Source organism: Streptomyces sp. NPDC001056, from assembly GCF_053598955.1.
In genome coordinates this window covers 129675-146200 of record NZ_JBSFLI010000018.1, presented here as the reverse complement: position 1 = coordinate 146200, position 16526 = coordinate 129675, and the positions used below count along the sequence as shown (strand labels likewise).

General features: G+C 72.4%; 20 protein-coding genes. 12 read left to right on the top strand and 8 right to left on the bottom strand.

Translation table 11 applies throughout. The features are described 5' to 3' along the window. Positions 1-53: 53 nt before the first annotated feature. The gene (gene hutU / locus ACWDD7_RS22050; protein WP_450458583.1) at positions 54-1718 is read right to left on the bottom strand and encodes a urocanate hydratase; all 1665 of its coding nucleotides are present in this window, start codon (positions 1716-1718) and stop codon (positions 54-56) included. A gap of 138 nt (positions 1719-1856) precedes the next feature. Between hutU and ACWDD7_RS22045 the strand changes: the two genes are divergently transcribed. From ACWDD7_RS22045 to ACWDD7_RS22025, 5 genes are all read left to right on the top strand, one after another. Then, positions 1857-3281 (top strand): diaminopimelate decarboxylase, encoded by a 1425-nt coding sequence (locus tag ACWDD7_RS22045; protein WP_450458582.1) that lies wholly within the window; start codon positions 1857-1859, stop codon positions 3279-3281. A 180-nt stretch (positions 3282-3461) separates the two neighbouring features. Further along, positions 3462-3845 (top strand): hypothetical protein, encoded by a 384-nt coding sequence (locus tag ACWDD7_RS22040; protein ID WP_351864031.1) that lies wholly within the window; start codon positions 3462-3464, stop codon positions 3843-3845. Further along, positions 3842-4813, top strand: coding sequence for a transcriptional regulator (locus ACWDD7_RS22035; protein WP_450458580.1), 972 nt, complete (start codon positions 3842-3844; stop codon positions 4811-4813). The genes ACWDD7_RS22040 and ACWDD7_RS22035 overlap by 4 nt, the downstream gene beginning before the upstream one ends. A gap of 31 nt (positions 4814-4844) precedes the next feature. Continuing rightward, entirely contained in the window at positions 4845-5336 is a 492-nt protein-coding gene (locus ACWDD7_RS22030; RefSeq protein WP_392216125.1) for a roadblock/LC7 domain-containing protein, read from the top strand. Positions 5337-5347: 11 nt separating this feature from the next. Next, positions 5348-5722 (top strand): roadblock/LC7 domain-containing protein, encoded by a 375-nt coding sequence (locus tag ACWDD7_RS22025; protein WP_351864039.1) that lies wholly within the window; start codon positions 5348-5350, stop codon positions 5720-5722. An 11-nt stretch (positions 5723-5733) separates the two neighbouring features. Here the strand turns inward: ACWDD7_RS22025 and ACWDD7_RS22020 are convergent, their stop codons facing one another. After that, complete coding sequence (locus ACWDD7_RS22020) at positions 5734-6288, bottom strand: hypothetical protein (RefSeq protein WP_351864041.1); 555 nt, start codon at positions 6286-6288, stop codon at positions 5734-5736. Between the two features lie 172 nt (positions 6289-6460). Next, positions 6461-7303 carry a MurR/RpiR family transcriptional regulator gene (locus ACWDD7_RS22015; RefSeq protein WP_351864044.1) on the bottom strand — a complete coding sequence of 281 codons (843 nt, stop codon included), beginning with the start codon at positions 7301-7303 and terminating at the stop codon, positions 6461-6463. Between the two features lie 387 nt (positions 7304-7690). On the opposite strand from ACWDD7_RS22015, the gene ACWDD7_RS22010 reads away from it, so the two are divergent. Next, complete coding sequence (locus ACWDD7_RS22010; RefSeq protein ID WP_450458579.1) at positions 7691-8335, top strand: carbonic anhydrase; 645 nt, start codon at positions 7691-7693, stop codon at positions 8333-8335. Positions 8336-8430: 95 nt separating this feature from the next. Next, positions 8431-8877: a hypothetical protein gene (locus ACWDD7_RS22005; RefSeq protein WP_392216120.1), complete on the top strand. Its 447-nt coding sequence runs from the start codon at positions 8431-8433 to the stop codon at positions 8875-8877. A gap of 463 nt (positions 8878-9340) precedes the next feature. On the opposite strand, the gene ACWDD7_RS22000 is transcribed toward ACWDD7_RS22005, so the two are convergent. The 4 genes from ACWDD7_RS22000 to ACWDD7_RS21985 all read right to left on the bottom strand — a co-directional run bounded on the left by ACWDD7_RS22000 (position 9341) and on the right by ACWDD7_RS21985 (position 11091). Next, complete coding sequence (locus ACWDD7_RS22000; RefSeq protein ID WP_450458578.1) at positions 9341-9778, bottom strand: VOC family protein; 438 nt, start codon at positions 9776-9778, stop codon at positions 9341-9343. 104 nt (positions 9779-9882) lie between these two features. Continuing rightward, complete coding sequence (locus tag ACWDD7_RS21995) at positions 9883-10242, bottom strand: hypothetical protein (protein WP_392216116.1); 360 nt, start codon at positions 10240-10242, stop codon at positions 9883-9885. A 53-nt stretch (positions 10243-10295) separates the two neighbouring features. After that, positions 10296-10469, bottom strand: coding sequence for a hypothetical protein (locus tag ACWDD7_RS21990; RefSeq protein WP_450458577.1), 174 nt, complete (start codon positions 10467-10469; stop codon positions 10296-10298). Positions 10470-10632: 163 nt separating this feature from the next. After that, complete coding sequence (locus ACWDD7_RS21985) at positions 10633-11091, bottom strand: hypothetical protein (RefSeq protein WP_450458576.1); 459 nt, start codon at positions 11089-11091, stop codon at positions 10633-10635. 121 nt (positions 11092-11212) lie between these two features. Here ACWDD7_RS21985 and ACWDD7_RS21980 point away from each other — a divergent pair, with 121 nt between their 5' ends. The 3 genes from ACWDD7_RS21980 to ACWDD7_RS21970 are packed head-to-tail and all read left to right on the top strand — an operon-like array spanning position 11213 to position 12425. Then, the gene (locus tag ACWDD7_RS21980; protein WP_450458575.1) at positions 11213-12049 is read left to right on the top strand and encodes a helix-turn-helix domain-containing protein; all 837 of its coding nucleotides are present in this window, start codon (positions 11213-11215) and stop codon (positions 12047-12049) included. Further along, on the top strand, positions 12046-12240 hold the full coding sequence (locus ACWDD7_RS21975) for a DUF397 domain-containing protein (protein WP_450458573.1): 195 nt from the start codon (positions 12046-12048) through the stop codon (positions 12238-12240). Before ACWDD7_RS21980 ends, ACWDD7_RS21975 begins: the two co-directional genes overlap by 4 nt. Further along, positions 12237-12425: a DUF397 domain-containing protein gene (locus ACWDD7_RS21970; protein ID WP_450458572.1), complete on the top strand. Its 189-nt coding sequence runs from the start codon at positions 12237-12239 to the stop codon at positions 12423-12425. The genes ACWDD7_RS21975 and ACWDD7_RS21970 overlap by 4 nt, the downstream gene beginning before the upstream one ends. Before the next feature lie 62 nt (positions 12426-12487). Here ACWDD7_RS21970 and ACWDD7_RS21965 read toward each other — a convergent pair whose 3' ends face one another. Further along, a complete protein-coding gene (locus ACWDD7_RS21965; RefSeq protein ID WP_351864066.1) occupies positions 12488-13879 on the bottom strand; it encodes a cystathionine beta-synthase in 1392 nt (463 codons plus the stop codon). A gap of 156 nt (positions 13880-14035) precedes the next feature. On the opposite strand from ACWDD7_RS21965, the gene ACWDD7_RS21960 reads away from it, so the two are divergent. Together ACWDD7_RS21960 and ACWDD7_RS21955 are read left to right on the top strand one after the other, a co-directional pair. Continuing rightward, positions 14036-15055: an SGNH/GDSL hydrolase family protein gene (locus ACWDD7_RS21960; RefSeq protein WP_450458571.1), complete on the top strand. Its 1020-nt coding sequence runs from the start codon at positions 14036-14038 to the stop codon at positions 15053-15055. A 133-nt stretch (positions 15056-15188) separates the two neighbouring features. Further along, positions 15189-16409 carry an acetyl-CoA C-acetyltransferase gene (locus tag ACWDD7_RS21955; protein WP_351864071.1) on the top strand — a complete coding sequence of 407 codons (1221 nt, stop codon included), beginning with the start codon at positions 15189-15191 and terminating at the stop codon, positions 16407-16409. The last annotated feature ends 117 nt before the right edge of the window (positions 16410-16526 follow it).

Here is a 16526-nt window from a genome sequence, read left to right as displayed (position 1 = left end):
GCCCGGCTGCGGGCGGGCGTCCCGCAGGGCGGAACGCGCGCCCCGGTCCTGGCTCACGCGCCGTCACCCTCACGCATCGGCACCCGGACGCCCCGGTCCCGGGCGACGTCCTCGGCGATGTCGTACCCGGCGTCCACATGCCGGATGACGCCCATCCCCGGGTCGTTGGTGAGCACGCGCCGGATCTTCTCGCCGCCGAGCTTCGTGCCGTCGGCCACCGTGACCTGACCGGCGTGGATGGACCGCCCCATGCCCACACCGCCGCCGTGGTGGATGGACACCCAGGACGCGCCCGAGGCCACGTTGACCATGGCGTTCAGCAGCGGCCAGTCGGCGATCGCGTCGGAGCCGTCGAGCATGGCCTCGGTCTCGCGGTACGGCGAGGCGACGGACCCGCAGTCGAGGTGGTCGCGGCCGATCGCCAGCGGCGCCGCCAGCTCACCGGAGGCCACCATGTCGTTGAACCGCTCGCCGGCCTTGTCCCGCTCGCCGTAGCCGAGCCAGCAGATGCGCGCGGGCAGGCCCTGGAAGTGGACCCGCTCGCCGGCCATCTTGATCCAGCGCGCGAGGGACTCGTTCTCCGGGAAGAGGTCGAGGATCGCCTTGTCGGTCTTGGCGATGTCCGCCGGGTCGCCGGACAGCGCGGCCCAGCGGAAGGGGCCCTTGCCCTCGCAGAACAGCGGCCTGATGTAGGCGGGGACGAAGCCGGGGAAGGCGAACGCGCGGTCGTAACCGGCGAGTCGGGCCTCACCGCGGATGGAGTTGCCGTAGTCGAAGACCTCGGCGCCGGCGTCCAGGAAGCCGACCATGGCCTCGACGTGCCTGGCCATGGACTCGCGGGCCCGCGCGGTGAACCCGGCCGGGTCCTTGGCGGCGGCGTCGGCCATGTCCTCGAAGGCCACGCCGAGCGGCAGGTAGGCCAGCGGGTCGTGGGCGGAGGTCTGGTCGGTGACGATGTCGATGGGGGCGTTCATCGCGAGCAGTTGCGGGACCAGCTCGGCCGCGTTGCCGAGGACGCCGATGGACAGCGGGCGGCGGGCGTCACGGGCCTCGGTCGCGAGCTGGAGGGCGTGGTCGAGGTTGTCGGCCTTGACGTCCAGGTAGCGGTGCTCGATGCGGCGGTCGATGGCGCGCGGGTCGCAGTCGATGCAGATGGCGACGCCGTCGTTCATGGTGACCGCGAGCGGCTGGGCGCCGCCCATGCCGCCGAGGCCGGCGGTGAGGGTGATGGTTCCGGCCAGGGTGCCGTCGAACTTCTTCGCGGCGACGGCGGCGAAGGTCTCGTAGGTGCCCTGGAGGATGCCCTGCGTGCCGATGTAGATCCAGGAACCGGCGGTCATCTGGCCGTACATGGTCAGGCCGAGGGCCTCCAGGCGGCGGAACTCCTCCCAGTTGGCCCAGTCGCCGACCAGGTTGGAGTTGGCGATGAGGACGCGCGGCGCCCACTCGTGGGTCTGCATCACGCCGACCGGGCGGCCGGACTGGACCAGCATGGTCTCGTCCGGCTTGAGGGTGCGCAGGGTGCGCACCATCGCGTCGAAGGAGCGCCAGTCACGGGCGGCCTTGCCGGTGCCGCCGTAGACGACGAGCTTGTCGGGGTGCTCGGCCACCTCGGGGTCGAGGTTGTTCTGCAGCATGCGCAGGGCGGCCTCCTGCTGCCAGCCCAGGGCGCTGAGTTCCGTGCCGCGCGGTGCTCGTACGGGGCGGGGTCCCGACATCGTCTGCCTCCTGCTGTTGCTACGTCTATTCATATCCTGACTTCCTGAATAGAACTAGTCAACACACCGGGGCGGCCGCGTCCGCGCGTCCCGGGTGTTTGGCTGGAAGCAGCTGACCGCCGACAGGAGGGAAACGCCGTGGACCACGACGTCGAGGCCGAGGCGAGGGAGCGGGCCGCGCGCCGGGACGAGGCGGTGCGCGCCGCCGTGGAGCAGGGCCTGCTCGGCCCCGACGCGGCCGTGGTGGGGCTGCTGGACGTGCGGGGCATCCGGGAGTCGGCGGCGGCGCTGCGGACGGCGTTCGAGGCGGTGCTCGCGCCCGGCACCCCGGTGCTGCACGCGTTCGCGGTGAAGGCGACCCCGCTGGTGCCGGTGCTGCGGCTGCTGCACGAGGAGGGCATCGGCGCCGAGGTGGCGAGCCCCGGCGAGCTGGCGCTGGCGCGCGCGGCCGGCGTGCCGGCCGTGCGGATCGTGCTGGACTCCCCCGCCAAGACCCCGGCGGAGCTGCGCGAGGCGCTGGCACTGGGCATCGCCGTGAACGCCGACAACCCGCAGGAGCTGGACCGCCTGGACGCCCTGGTCCGCGCCCACGGCCCGAGAGGCGCGGGAGGCGCGGGAGGCACGGGAGGCGCCCCCGCCGCGCCCGCCCGGTCCCCGCTCGGCATCCGGGTCAACCCGCAGATCGGCGGCGGCAGCATCGGGGCGACGTCGACGGCGACGGAGACCTCGAAGTTCGGGGTGGCGCTGCGCGACGAGGGGGCGCGCGAGTGGGTCGTACGGGCGTACGCGGAACGGCCGTGGCTGACCCGGCTGCACGCGCACACCGGCTCGCAGGGCGTTCCGCTGCCCTTGCTGGCCCGGGGCGTGGCGGAGACGTACGCGCTGGCGGAGGAGATCAACGCGCGGGTGGGGCGGCGGCAGGTCGACACGCTCGACATCGGCGGCGGGCTGCCGGTGAACTTCGCGGGGGAGGCGACGGCGCCGACGTACGCGCGGTACGCGCGGCTGCTGGCCGAGCGGGTACCGGGGCTGCGCGCGGGGCGGTACGGGCTGGTGACCGAGTTCGGGCGGTCGCTGCTGGCCAAGCACGGCACGGTGGTGGCGCGGGTGGAGTACGCCAAGCGCTCGGGCGGGCGGCGGATCGCGGTGACGCACGCGGGGGTGCAGGTGGCGACGCGGACGGTGTACGCGCCGGGGGCGTGGCCGCTGCGGATCGCCGCGTACGACGCGCAGGGGCGGCCCAAGCCGGGTCCCGAGGTGGTGCAGGACGTGGCGGGCCCGGCCTGCTTCTCGGGCGACCTGCTCGCCGAGGGGCGGGCACTGCCCGCGCTGGAGCAGGGGGACTACGCGGCGGCGCTGGACACGGGCGCGTACTACTTCGCGCACCACTACGCCTACAACTCCCTCACCCGGCCCGGGATCTACGGCTTCGGACCGGACGGCGCGGGAGGCGTCGCCTTCGCCACCGTACGGGAGCCGCAGACGGTCGCGGAGGTGGTGGCGGAGTCCGGGGGCGCGCACGCGTCGGCGCTCACCACCCCGCTTACACCCGGGAGCCGTTGACGCGCCCCCGCCTCACTCGAACAAATGGATCAACTCCGGTGCCACAGAGGCCAGTTGGGAAACACTAGTACGCCGTAAGCATGTTCCACCGGAAAATGCCGAACAGCTCACTCCTCCCCCACACGTTGCGTAGTGTCGGGGTCACTCAGCCGGAGTCCCAGGCGGGAGGGGAGCCACGCGGTGCCCGGAATCGACGAGTGCCTGCTGGAAGCGATGCGATTGCCCGGTGCCCGGGGTGCCGCGCTGGTGGACTGGACGAGCGGCCTCGCGCTCGGCACGGTCGGGGAGGCGCCCGGCGGCGATCACGAGACGGCCGCCGCCGAGGCCGCCGAGCTGGCCCGGCTGGCCGCGGAGCACGGCACGTTCACGGCCCAGGGGGCGGACCGCCCGCCGGTGGAGGACGTGATCGTGAGCAACGCGGACAGCTACCACCTGCTGCGGTTCGTGGACACGTCCTTCGACAGCAGCGTGTTCCTGCACCTGTGGCTGGGCCGCGAGGAGGGCAACCTCGCGCTCGCCCGCATACGGCTCGGCGAGATGGCCTCCCGCCTGGTGCTGGGATGACCATGGTCCGTACGCCGCCGCCGCTGCCGGTGCGGGACAGGTCCGCCACCCGCGCGCTGTCCCCGATGCTGACCCGGCTGGCCGAGGAGCGGGCCACCGGTGTCCTGGTCCGCGAGCACGGCACCCTGTACCTCGCCGAGGGCCGGGTGGTGCACGCCGAGAGTCCCCTCGCCCCGGGTCTCGACGTGCTCCTCACGGCCCACGGCACCCTGGCGACCGCCGCCTGGCAGCGGGCCGCGGCCGCGAGCGAGGGCCCGTTGCACGCGGCCGAACTCCTCCTGGAGTCCGGGCTGTTACCGGCGGGCGCGCTGGAGCTGTGCCATCTGGACGCGCTGTACGACGCCGGGTACTTCGCCCTCGCGCCGAGCAGCACCCCGGGCCGGTTCCACTACGACGGCGCGCCCCGCACCGGCCCGTTGCCCTCGGTCCCGGTGGTCGCGCTCGAACGCGAGACCCTGCGCCGCCGGCTGCAACTGCACCGGCTGTGGCCCGAACCGGCCGCGGACACCGCCCCCCTGATCCGCGCGGACCCGGCCGCGGCGAGCGCCCCGGTGGCCCACCGGGGCCCGGCCACGGGCCGTACCCAGCCGATCGGCCCGGCCCCGTCCGCAGGTCGAGCGCCCGGACCCGGCGGGCGGTCGGCAGGCGCCGCCCGCGCCCGCCCCACCCCCGTCACCCCCCGCCAACGCGCCGTCCTGGACCGCGTGAACGGCACCCGTACCGCCGCCGACATCGCCCGGGAGCTGGGCCGGCAGGCGTTCCACACGCTGGTCGACGTCCGCAGGCTGGCCGCGGCCGGGCACCTGAGGCCCGTGGCTCCGAAGCCGCCCGCCCCCGCGACGGCCCCCGCGACCGCCCCCACGACCGCACCGGAACAGGCCCGGAGCCTTCCCCCGCCCCTGCCCCCGGTCACCGACCCCGACATCGCGCTGCTGAAGAGGCTCAGGGATGCGCTGGAGGCGCTTTGAACGGCCACGCCCCGCCGAGAGGAGAGAGCTGATGGTGTCCGAGGACGACCTCCGGACCGTCCTGGAGGAGCTGCACCGGCTGCGCACCCGGGTGCCGCAGCTCACCGGCGCGCTCACGGCCGGCGTCGACGGACTCGTCGTCGCCCATGACACGCCCGGCGTCGACCCCGAGGGGCTGGCGGCGCTGACCGCGGCCGCGCTCGGCGTCGCCGTACGGGTCGCCGACGCCACCGGCAACGGCGGCCTGCGCGAGCTGCTGGTGCGTGGCGAGCGCGGCTACGTCGCCACCTACGCGGCCGGGCGCAGCGCCGTACTGACCCTGCTCGCGCAGGACCGGGTCAACGTCGGCCGACTGCATCTGGAGGGCCGCCGCTCCGGCGCCCGGATCGGCGAACTCCTGGACGCCGCCGAGGCCGCGGCCGCCGCCCGCGACACTTCCGCACGCCAGACCTCCGCGCCCGCGCGCGCCCGGAGCACCCGGGCGCCGCGCACGACCACCGCACGCACGACAACCGACAGTTGAGAGGACCCGACATGGCCAACACCGAGACCGCCCTCAAAGAGGCGCTGACCTCGATCGAGGGCGCCACCGGCGTCGCGCTCGTCGACTACACCAGCGGGATGGCGCTGGGCACGATGGGCGGCAGCAAGACCTTCGACCTGAACGTGGCCGCCGCCGGCAACACCGATGTGATCCGCGCCAAGATGCGCACGATGGAGATGCTGGGCCTCAAGAGCGAGATCGAGGACATCCTCATCACGCTCTCCGACCAGTACCACCTGATCCGCCTCCTCCAGGGGCGCGGCGGAAACGGCCTGTTCCTCTACCTGGTCCTGGACTCCGGCCGGGCCAACCTGGCGATGGCCCGCCACCAGCTGAAGCGGATCGAGGAGGACCTGGAGGTCTAGGTCCTCCCAGGTCAGACGAGGGCCGCGGTACGGCGGCGGGCCCCGCCCGGGGCCGCGTCGCCGGCCGCGACGCCCGTACCACGCAGGCCCTTGACCGCCTTGCCCGCCGGGCGGCCGCCGCGCCGGTCGAGCCAGTCGACGCGCGCCCAGAGCAGGGTCTCCAGGGCCCGTTCGCGCCGCCCGAGCCACGCGGCCTTCCACCACAGCCCGGTGCCGCACCCGGCCAGCAGCAGCCCGCCCGCGACCGGCACCGCGAAGGCCGAGCCGATCGCGACGGCCCAGGCGAGCACGAGCCACCAGCGGTGCCCGCGGCGCCAGGCACGCACGGTCACCGCGCGGTCCTGGAGGACGTCGTGCCTGCCCGCGCGGACCACGCCCCGGGCGAGCGCGTCGTACCGGCGCCGACGCGCCGACGCGACCACCACGGCGCCGACGACGAAGAGCGCGGCCCCGGCGAGCGCCCCGATCCGGCGCCCCGTCAGTCCCTCGGGCACGGCGCCGACTCCGGCGGCCACCACCCCGAACCACCACAGCGGGGCGGCCCCCGCCCGCACGACGACGGCCACCCGGGCCAGTCCCTGTCCTCCGCGTTCTCCGCGTTCTCTGCGTTCTCTGCCTTCTCTGCGTTCTCCGCGTCCCGCGCGCGCCACGTCGGCCTCCCGTGTCACGAGTCCCCACCGTGTCCGTCCGGCGGAGACGTTAACGGGGGAACGTGAGACGAACCTGAGAGGACGGGGTTCACTCCACGAAGAGCCCCCGCGCGGCGGCCTTCGCGTCGAACTCCTCCAGGCGGGCCTGCGCGTCCGGCAGGTCGTCGCAGACCGCCTCCAGCAGCACCCGGCCCAGCAGCATCGGCGCGCACGCGGTGTCGAAGGCGAGGCCGGTGCCGACGGCTGCGGGCAGCAGCAGGTCCGAGTGCTTGGCGACGGGCGCGAACGCGGAGTCCGCGACGGTGACGACGGTCAGACCCACGTCCTTGGCGTAGGCGAGGGTGTCGACCACCTCCCGCGGATGCCGGGGCAGCGCGAAGCACAGCAGGGCACTGGCGCCCGCGCGGACGGCGGCGTCGATGCGGTCCTGGATCATCGTGCCGCCCTCGTCGAGCAGGCGGACGTCCGGGTGGACCTTGGCGGCGAAGTACGCGAAGCCGTACGCCTGGGAGGCGGCGGCGCGCAGCCCGAGCACCGGCAGCGGGCGCGAGGCCGCGAGAACCCGGCCCGCCTCCCGCACCGGGCGCGGATCGGCGAGCAGCTCCGCGAGGTGCCGCAGGTTCTCGATCTCGGCCTCGACGGCGAGCTGGTACTCGTTGTGCACGCCGTTCTCGGGCGCGGGCTCGGCGGGCACGACCTCGCGCAGATGCCGGCGCAGCGCGGGATACCCGTCGAAGCCGAGGGCGACCGCGAACCGGGTCACCGACGGCTGGCTGACCCCGGCCAGTTCGGCCAGCTCCACGCTGGACAGGAAGGGCACGTCGGCGGCGCGCCGCACCATGCTGTGCGCGATACGACGCTGGGTCGGCGTGAGCCGGTGGCCCTCGAAGAGCGCCTGCAACCGGTTGGCCGGGCTGTCGGTCCCGCTCATCACGTACTCCCCCTCGGATCCTCGACGCCCCGGGAGAGTACAGCGCCGAGGCCGTGCCGGACACGGGCTGATATTCAGACAAGGTTTCGCTGTATACCGTTATACAGCCTGGACCCGCTCCGCCGCGCCCCCGGCCGTGCGGACATCGCCCCTCGGAACGCCGAGGCCGCCGCGCGCACCAGGCACGGATGCGGCGGAAGTCCGGCGCGACGTCGTCCGCGAAAGCGGCGTTCGAGAAGACACCGTCCAGGGGCGTGTCGTTCAAGGGGTGGTATCGCGGTAGCGATGATCAGGCGCGAAAACAGCCAAGTGTCGCTAAACCGCCACCCAGAGTGATGACCCGCCCGCTTACGGTGAACACTACTGGCACGACACCGAGGAAGCGTCATGGCCACCCCCCACCGGGCCTTACGGACGCCGACCGCGCCCGCACCCCGTCCCCACCGTCCCTCCCTCGTCCCCCCACCCGGCGCGGGTGAGCCCCGGCCCGCCGCCGCGGCCGTCCTGGACGAACTCCTCGCCGGCAACGCGCGCTACGCCCGCGGCCATGCCCGGCGGGTGTACGGCCGTCCCACCGGGCGGCGCCCGCACGCGGTGGTCCTCGGCTGCGTGGACGCCCCCGCCCCGCCGGAACTGGTCCTCGACCAGGCGCTCGGGGAGCTGCTGTGCATCCGCACCGCCGGGCAGGTGCTGGACGAGGCCGTGCTCGGCTCCGCGCAGTACGGCGTCCAGGAACTCGGCGCCCCGCTCGTGCTGGTCCTCGGACACGAGCGGTGTGCCGCGGTCGCCGCCACGCTGGAGCGGCTGCGCACCGGGGCGCCGGTGCCGGACCATCTGGAGCTGCTGGTCGAGGAGATCGCCCCGGCCGCCCGGCGCACCCGGGGCCGGCCCGGCGACTGGGCGGAGCACACCCTGCGGGCCCAGACCACGTGGGTACGGGACGCGATCCGGGCCGACCCCGCCTTCGGGGCCGCACGGGTGGTGGCCGCGCGGCTCGACGCCGGATCGGGGCTGGTGTCGCTGCTGCCCTGAGGGGTTCTCGGGGTTCCCACCACGGGGTTCCCACCACCCCGACAGGGGGGCTTTCCCCAGTGCGGCGGAGGCCCGGCGTTTCCTAGGGTGAGTGCATGAGCGCACGTGACCCGCAGGACGTCGGACTCAAGGACGACGCCGAGCTGCGGAAGGACCTCGACGCGACCGTACGGGCCCGCAGGGACCTGGGGGACGACTACGACTCCGCCCTGGTCGAGTCCTTCCTGGAGAAGGTGGAGCAGCGGCTCGACGGCGCGGTGGACCGCCGGGTGCGGCGGCAGCTGGCGGAGCAGCAGATGGCGGCCGCGCGCGGCACCGCCCGGCGCCCGAACCCGGTGGACTCCTGGGGCGAGCGGTACGGCTTCGCCGTGCTCACCCTGGTCCTGGCCGTCCCGCTGTCCGCCATCGCCGGCGCCCTCACGGGACTCGCCGGAATGGTGGTGGCGTGGCTCGGGATCGTCGGTGTCAACGCGGCCCAGGCGATACGCCAGCGCCCGGAGCTGCTGTCGGGGCTGCGGGCCCGGTCCGGCCGGGACGACTGACGGCCCACCGGGGGCGAGCAGCCCCGGCGGACCGTGGATGCCGGGAGGAATCGTGCCCCGCGACTCCTTGGCCGCCGGGCGGAGGCCGCGCCCGGCGGCTCCCTGACCGCCGAGAAGTCTTGCGCGGGGACCGCCGCACCCCCGTTGCCGGGGGGCGGGACGACGGCGGTCCCCGCGAGGGACGCGGGCCGGGTCAGGGCCGAGCCGCGCATCCTGGGCGTCCATGGAGGTCCGGGAGCCGCTCCGGAGGTCCGTGACGCCGACACCCACTAATGTGCCGGACGCGTGTTAAGCGGGTGCTGCGTGCACGTGACGCCTTCGTACCACTTCCGCGTCGATTCGAACGGCCGCGGTCATCCCGGGTTCGCCGAGGTCACGGGCTCGCGGGCGAGGGACCGGGCGATCATGAAGCTGGCCACGGGAATCCGGCGCTCGGCGAGAAGCCGCAACACCATGTCCGCTGTCACGTCGTAGGGGTTGACGGCGTGCGGGTACCGCTCGCGGCCTGGTTCTGCGGTGCCAGGGTGCGCAGGACGCAGAACTCGTTGCCTTCGGGGTCTGCCATGACCACCCAGTTTCGGTCTGAGCCCTGGCCTACATCTGTCTTCGTGGCGCCGAGGCCGAGCAATCTGGTCACCTCGTCCTCGGTGCTGCTGTCGATCGGGCTGACGTCGAGGTGAAGCCGGTTCTTCACGTTCTTGCCCTCGGGCACCTGGATGAACAGCAGGGTGGGCGGCATCTGGCGGGCCCGAACATCCTCGACGGTCGGCACCCAGGAGCCGATCTCGACCTTGCCCTCGCTCCGGTCGATCACCTTGAGGTCCAGGACCTCGCACCAGAAGGCCGCGAGTCTCTCCGGATCATGGCAGTCAACGGCCAGCTCGGTGAACCTACTTGTCATGACTCCCCCAGACTGTGCGGACGGGGTTCAGGGTATGCCGCCGGCCCGAACGGCGCCGATCTCTGGTGGTCCGGGAAACACAAGCTCCGGAGTGGGTTGCCGGCTCACAGGGTGAGGCGGTCGGCCGCCGCCTGGATGGCCGTGTCCTCGGGGTCGGCGTACTGCCACTCGCACCGTCCGGGATGCCCCTTGAAGAGGGTGCAACCCGTGGCCAGGGGGTTCGGCCTGTTCATGCAGCACTCGATGTCCTCGATCCACTGCGCGGACGCCCCGTCGCGCCAGCACACGAAGACATCGGAGTCCGGAGCCGCGCTCGCGCCGGTGCGGAGGAACGCCGCGTGGTGGTCGTGCGGCACGTCTTCGAGCATGCACCGGAGCGACGGCGACGGCGCCCAGTCGATGTCCGCACGCGGGGACGGAATCTGCTGCGCGAGGGCTCGGACGGCGTCGTCCAAGCCGGTCATGGCCTTGCATCGGAACATCGTGGGCTCCCGGGCGCGGTCGCAATGAAGGGCGGTCATGTGGCGGGACGCTGGTCCCGCTGCTGGTTGCACTGGTGGATGTAGGTCCGTACAAATGCGCAGCAGTCCTCGCAGGCGTAGGCCGGCGCGCGCTGTCCGTCGTGCTCGACCGGACCGATCCAGAAGACGTACGTGGTGTGGCGGCACAGGAGGCAGAAGCCTCGCGTCAAAGGCCGGGATCTCATGGGCGGTTGCGGTGGCGGTGCCTCGGGCACTGGCACGGCGGCCAGGCGCTGGAGAATTCCGGCGCCTTGAGGGGAGTCACCTCGTGTTCCTCGCGCACGACGTGCCGGTTCCCCTGGCGGTCCACCCGGTACACCGCGAGAGTCATCGTCAAGCCTTGATCACCCTGGCCCTGACGCCGGCCTGGACCGTCAGGATCAGCTCGTCCGCGTGGTCGAGCCCCAGGCCGTCACGGAAGGCGAGGCGCGGCCCCCAGGCCGTCTGGATGACCTCCAGGTCGACCAGCCAACCGGCCTCACGGAAGGCGGACTTCAGCCGGGCCAGCAGGTCGTCCGGCCTCCGCTCACGCGTCACGGGTCTCACCGGAGCGCTCGTCGGGTGCTCGTCGGCATGCCTCTGCCGCAGGACCAGCCCGTCGAGGAGCAGACCGAGAAGGGCACGCCCCTGCCTCACGTCGCAGTCGCCCAGGCGGATGACGGACTCCCGGCTCTCGTTCGGGGCCAACCCGCCGTGGAACTGGGGGAGTTCGATGGCGGCCTCGTCCAGGACCGCCGCGAGCGAGTTGGTGATCTCCGCGACCTCGACGGCCGTGCTGGTGTGGGGATACATCGCCCAGCCTTTCTCAACCACTCCTCTGTGTAGCGGAATCGCTACCGTGCGGCTTCAGAGTGACCTACAGTGGAAATCCCTTCAACTGGTCAGGCTGGAACGGAAGGATGTCGAACGACCCTTGAACCGCAAGGAGTTGAACCCGGACGCCTCGCCCCAGGCGGCCTTCGGGGCACGTATGCGCAGCAAGCGAGAGGCGCGCGGCTGGACCCAGGAGGACCTCGCCACCCTCACTGAATATTCCAGCGTGCATATCTCGGCCATCGAAACTGGTCGGAAGCCTCCAACCCTTCGCTTTGCGCGTAGTGCTGACAGGGCGTTCGGCATCGCGGACACAGCGGAGTCGTTCGAGCGCGAGTACCGCGAGATCAAGCACGGCAACCTGCTGGAGGGCTTCCCGGAGTACATCAAGTACGAGGGGAGGGCCGCGGAGATCCGGCTGTACGAGATCGGGATCGTCCCCGGGCTGCTCCAGACACCGGAGTACGCACGGGTGCTGGCGAACAGCGCGGTGCGGCGAGGCGCCATCACACCCGAACAAGCTGATGAGCGAGTCGCGTTCCTGGCGGAGCGGCAAGCCGCCCTGGAGCGGCCTCGCCCGCCCATGATGCTGGTCGTGATGGACGAGAGCTGCGTTCGCAGGCCGGTCGGCGGCCCCAAGGTCATGAACGCTCAGCTTGATCGGCTGACTCAGTTCGCCGAACTGCCGAACACCGTGCTCCAGATCGCCCCGTACGGCATAGGGGAGCGCCGTACGTTTGACCTCCCCATGTACCTGCTGACGATGCCGGACCTGTCCGTGGTCGCATACGCGGAGTCCCAGTTGCGGGGACACGTGGATCGCGAAACGACAGCCGTACTCCCCCTGTTGTCGGCCTACCATCAATTGCAGGCCGAAGCTCTGCCTCAGGCGGCATCGGTAGCCATGATCAATGAGGTACGAAAGGGCACCCCGTGACGACCGACTCCCCCCGCTGGTTCACGTCCTCCTACAGCAACAACGGCGGCGCCTGCGTGGAGGTTGCCGCCAACGTCCCCGGCACCGTCCCCGTCCGCGACACCAAGGACCGCGACGCCGGCACCCTCACCTTCAGCACCGCCTCCTGGTCCGCGTTCGTCCAGTTCGCCTCTCAGAAGGACACCCCGTGACGGACTCACCCCGCTGGTTCACCTCCTCCTACAGCAGCAACGGCGGCAACTGTGTCGAGGTCGCCGCCAACGTCCCCGGCACCGTCCCCGTCCGCGACACCAAGGACCGCGACGCCGGCACCCTCACCTTCCGCGCCAGCTCCTGGTCCGCGTTCGTCCAGTTCGCCTCTCGCCAGAGCGTCTGAACGCACCAGGCACCGAAAAACGGGCCCCCTCCCACCCGGGAAGGGGGCCCGTGTCGGATCGGCTACTTGTTGCCGCCCTTGGCCAGGAAGGCCAGCAGGTCCTGGCGGCTGACCACGCCGGTCGGCTTGCCCTCGACGAGGACGATCGCCGCGTCCGCCGTGCCCAGCACCTGCATCAGGTCGCCGAGCGGCTCGCCGGAGCCCACCTGGGGCAGCGGGGCGCTCATGTGCTTCTCCAGCGGGTCCTCCAGCGAGGCGCGCTTGGAGAACAGGGCGTCCAGCAGCTCACGCTCCACCACCGAGCCGACGACCTCGGCGGCCATCACGTCCGGGTGACCGGCACCCGGCTTGACGACCGGCATCTGCGAGACGCCGTACTCGCGCAGCACCTCGATGGCCTGCCCGACGGTCTCCTCCGGGTGCATGTGCACGAGGGAGGGGATGACCGCGCCGGCCTTGTCGTTCAGGACGTCGGCGACGCGGGCGCTCGGGCCCTCGTCCTCCAGGAAGCCGTAGTCGGCCATCCACTCGTCGTTGAAGATCTTCGAGAGGTAGCCGCGGCCGCTGTCCGGCAGCAGCACCACGACGACGTCGTCCGGGCCGAGTCCCTCGGCGACGCGCAGCGCGGCGACCACGGCCATGCCGCAGGAGCCGCCCACCAGCAGGCCCTCCTCCTTGGCCAGGCGGCGGGTCATCTGGAAGGCGTCCTTGTCGGACACGGCGATGATCTCGTCGGCGACGGTGCGGTCGTAGGCGGTCGGCCAGAAGTCCTCACCGACGCCCTCGATCAGGTACGGCCGGCCGGAGCCGCCGGAGTAGACGGAGCCCTCGGGGTCGGCGCCGATGACCTTGACCTTGCCCTTGCTGGCGTCCTTCAGGTAGCGGCCGGTACCGGAGATGGTGCCGCCGGTGCCCACGCCCGCCACGAAGTGGGTGATCTTGCCCTCGGTCTGGTCCCACAGCTCCGGACCGGTGGAGTGGTAGTGCGACAGCGGGTTGTTGGGGTTGGAGTACTGGTCGGGCTTCCAGGCGCCCGGCGTCTCGCGCACCAGGCGGTCGGAGACGTTGTAGTACGAGTCCGGGTGCTCGGGGTCCACGGCGGTCGGGCAGACGACGACCTCGGCGCCGTAGGCACGCAGCACGTTGATCTTGTCGGTGCTCACCTTGTCAGGGCACACGAAGATGCACTTGTAGCCCTTCTGCTGGGCCACGATGGCCAGGCCCACACCCGTGTTGCCACTGGTCGGCTCCACGATGGTGCCGCCGGGCTTCAGCTCCCCGCTCTCCTCGGCTGCCTCGATCATGCGCAGGGCGATGCGGTCCTTCACGGAACCGCCCGGGTTGAAGTACTCCACCTTGGCCAGGACGGTCGCCTGAATGCCCTTGGTCACGTTGTTGAGCTTCACCAGCGGGGTGTCGCCGACGAGGCTGATCATCGAGTCGTGGAATCGCACCGTTGTCTCCGGTCGCTGCAAAAGAGGTCTTAGTGGTGCCGTCAGCCTAAGGCCCCTGGCCCGGCTCGGGCGGTCGTTCACTCGCCGTCGAGATTGGCGCACGCCCTGTACGGGGCAAGGAGTGGGTGTACGGCTACGAGGAGGTGGCGGCGGCGCATGACGAACATGTCGAGGGCGCGGGTGGCCCGGCGGATCGCGGCCGGGGCGGCGTACGGCGGCGGCGGGGCCGGGCTGATCGGGGCGGCCGCGGTCGGGCTGCTGCTCGCGGAGGTACGGCTGGCGCGGCGCCAGGTGGGCAACGGCGGCGGCGACCGGGTGCCGGTGGCGGAGGGGATGTACGGCCGCCCGTACGTCGTTCCCGGTGAGCCCGCCCTGCGCCTGGTGATGCTCGGCGACTCCACGGCCGCGGGGCAGGGGGTGCACCGGGCGGGGCAGACGCCGGGCGCGCTGCTGGCCTCGGGGCTCGCGGCGGTGGCGGAGCGCCCGGTGGAGCTGCGGAACGTGGCGTTGCCGGGTGCGCAGTCCGACGATCTGGACCGCCAGGTCTCGCTGGTGCTGTCGGCCGGGCCGTCCGCGCCGGACATCTGCGTGATCATGGTCGGCGCGAACGACGTGACCCACCGGATGCCGCCGACGCGTTCGGTACGGCATCTGTCGGCCGCGGTACGGCGGCTGCGCACGGCCGGCGCGGAGGTGGTGGTCGGTACCTGCCCCGACCTCGGCACGATCGAACCGGTGCAGCAGCCGCTGCGCTGGCTGGCGCGGCGGGCGTCGCGGCAGCTGGCGGCGGCGCAGACGATCGGGGTGGTGGAACAGGGGGGCCGCACGGTCTCGCTGGGCGACCTGCTGGGACCGGAGTTCGCGGCGAACCCCCGGGAGCTGTTCGGACCGGACAACTACCACCCCTCGGCCGAGGGCTACGCGACGGCGGCGATGGCCGTCCTCCCCACGGTGTGCGCGGCGCTCGGCCTGTGGCCGGCGGAGGAGGACCGGCCCGACGTCACCCGCCGCGAGGGCTTCCTCCCGGTGGCCCGCGCCGCCGCCGAGGCCGCCTCGGAGGCCGGCACGGAGGTGACGGCCGCCATCCCGACGGGCCCGCGCGGCCCCTGGGCCCTCCTGAAACGCCGCCACCGCCGCCGCGTTCCCGAGCCGGAACCGGCGACACCGTCCCCGTGACGACCCCCCTCGGAAAAGCAAGCGCTTAGAAACTGCGGTCAGTGTCACACTCCCACACCGATGACCTGCCAACTACGGGCAGGTAACTTCCAGACCGGCCCTGCACCAACCCGCCCGTTCACCTGGAGCCTCGATGCCCGAAGCCGTGATCGTCTCGACCGCCCGTTCCCCCATCGGCCGCGCCGGGAAGGGCTCGCTCAAGGATCTGCGCGCCGACGACCTCGCCGCCACGATCATCCAGGCCGCGCTCGCCAAGGTCCCCGAGCTGGACCCGAGGGACATCGACGACCTGATGCTCGGCTGCGGTCTGCCCGGCGGCGAGCAGGGCAACAACCTCGGCCGGATCGTCGCCGTGCAGATGGGCATGGACCACCTGCCCGGCTGCACCATCACCCGCTACTGCTCCTCCTCCCTCCAGACCTCCCGCATGGCCCTGCACGCCATCAAGGCCGGCGAGGGCGACGTCTTCATCTCGGCCGGCGTCGAGACCGTCTCCCGCTTCGCCAAGGGCAGCTCCGACAGCATCCCGGACACGCGCAACCCGCTGTTCGCCGAGGCCGAGGCCCGCACCGAGGCCGTCGCCCAGCAGGAGGGCACCACCTGGCACGACCCGCGGGAGGACGGCCTGATCCCGGACGCGTACATCGCGATGGGACAGACCGCCGAGAACCTGGCCCGCTGGAAGGGCATCACCCGCCAGGAGATGGACGAGTTCGGCGTCCGCTCGCAGAACCTCGCCGAGCAGGCCATCAAGGCCGGCTTCTGGGAGCGCGAGATCACCCCGGTCACGCTCCCCGACGGCACCGTGGTCAACAAGGACGACGGCCCGCGCGCCGGCGTCACCCTGGAGGGCGTCGCCGGCCTGAAGCCGGTCTTCCGCCCCGACGGCCTGGTCACCGCCGGCAACTGCTGCCCGCTCAACGACGGCGCCGCCGCCCTCGTCATCATGAGCGACACCAAGGCCCGCGAGCTGGGCCTGACCCCGCTCGCCCGCATCGTGTCCACCGGCGTCTCCGCCCTCTCCCCCGAGATCATGGGCCTCGGCCCGGTCGAGGCGAGCAGGCAGGCGCTGCGCCGGGCCGGTCTGACCTCGGACGACATCGACCTGGTCGAGATCAACGAGGCCTTCGCCGCCCAGGTGATCCCGTCCTACCGCGAGCTGGGCTTCGACCTCGACAAGGTGAACGTCAACGGCGGCGCCATCGCCGTCGGCCACCCCTTCGGCATGACCGGCGCCCGGATCACCGGCACGCTGATCAACTCCCTCCAGTGGCACGACAAGCAGTTCGGCCTGGAGACGATGTGCGTCGGCGGCGGCCAGGGCATGGCGATGGTCATCGAGCGCCTCAGCTGACCCGGCGCATCCACACCACCTGACCCACCGTCCGTAGCGAATCAGGCACTTCAGGTCAGGGATCGGCCCAGAACCCCGGAAACCAGTGGGTTCTGGGCCTTTCTGTGATCCAATCTC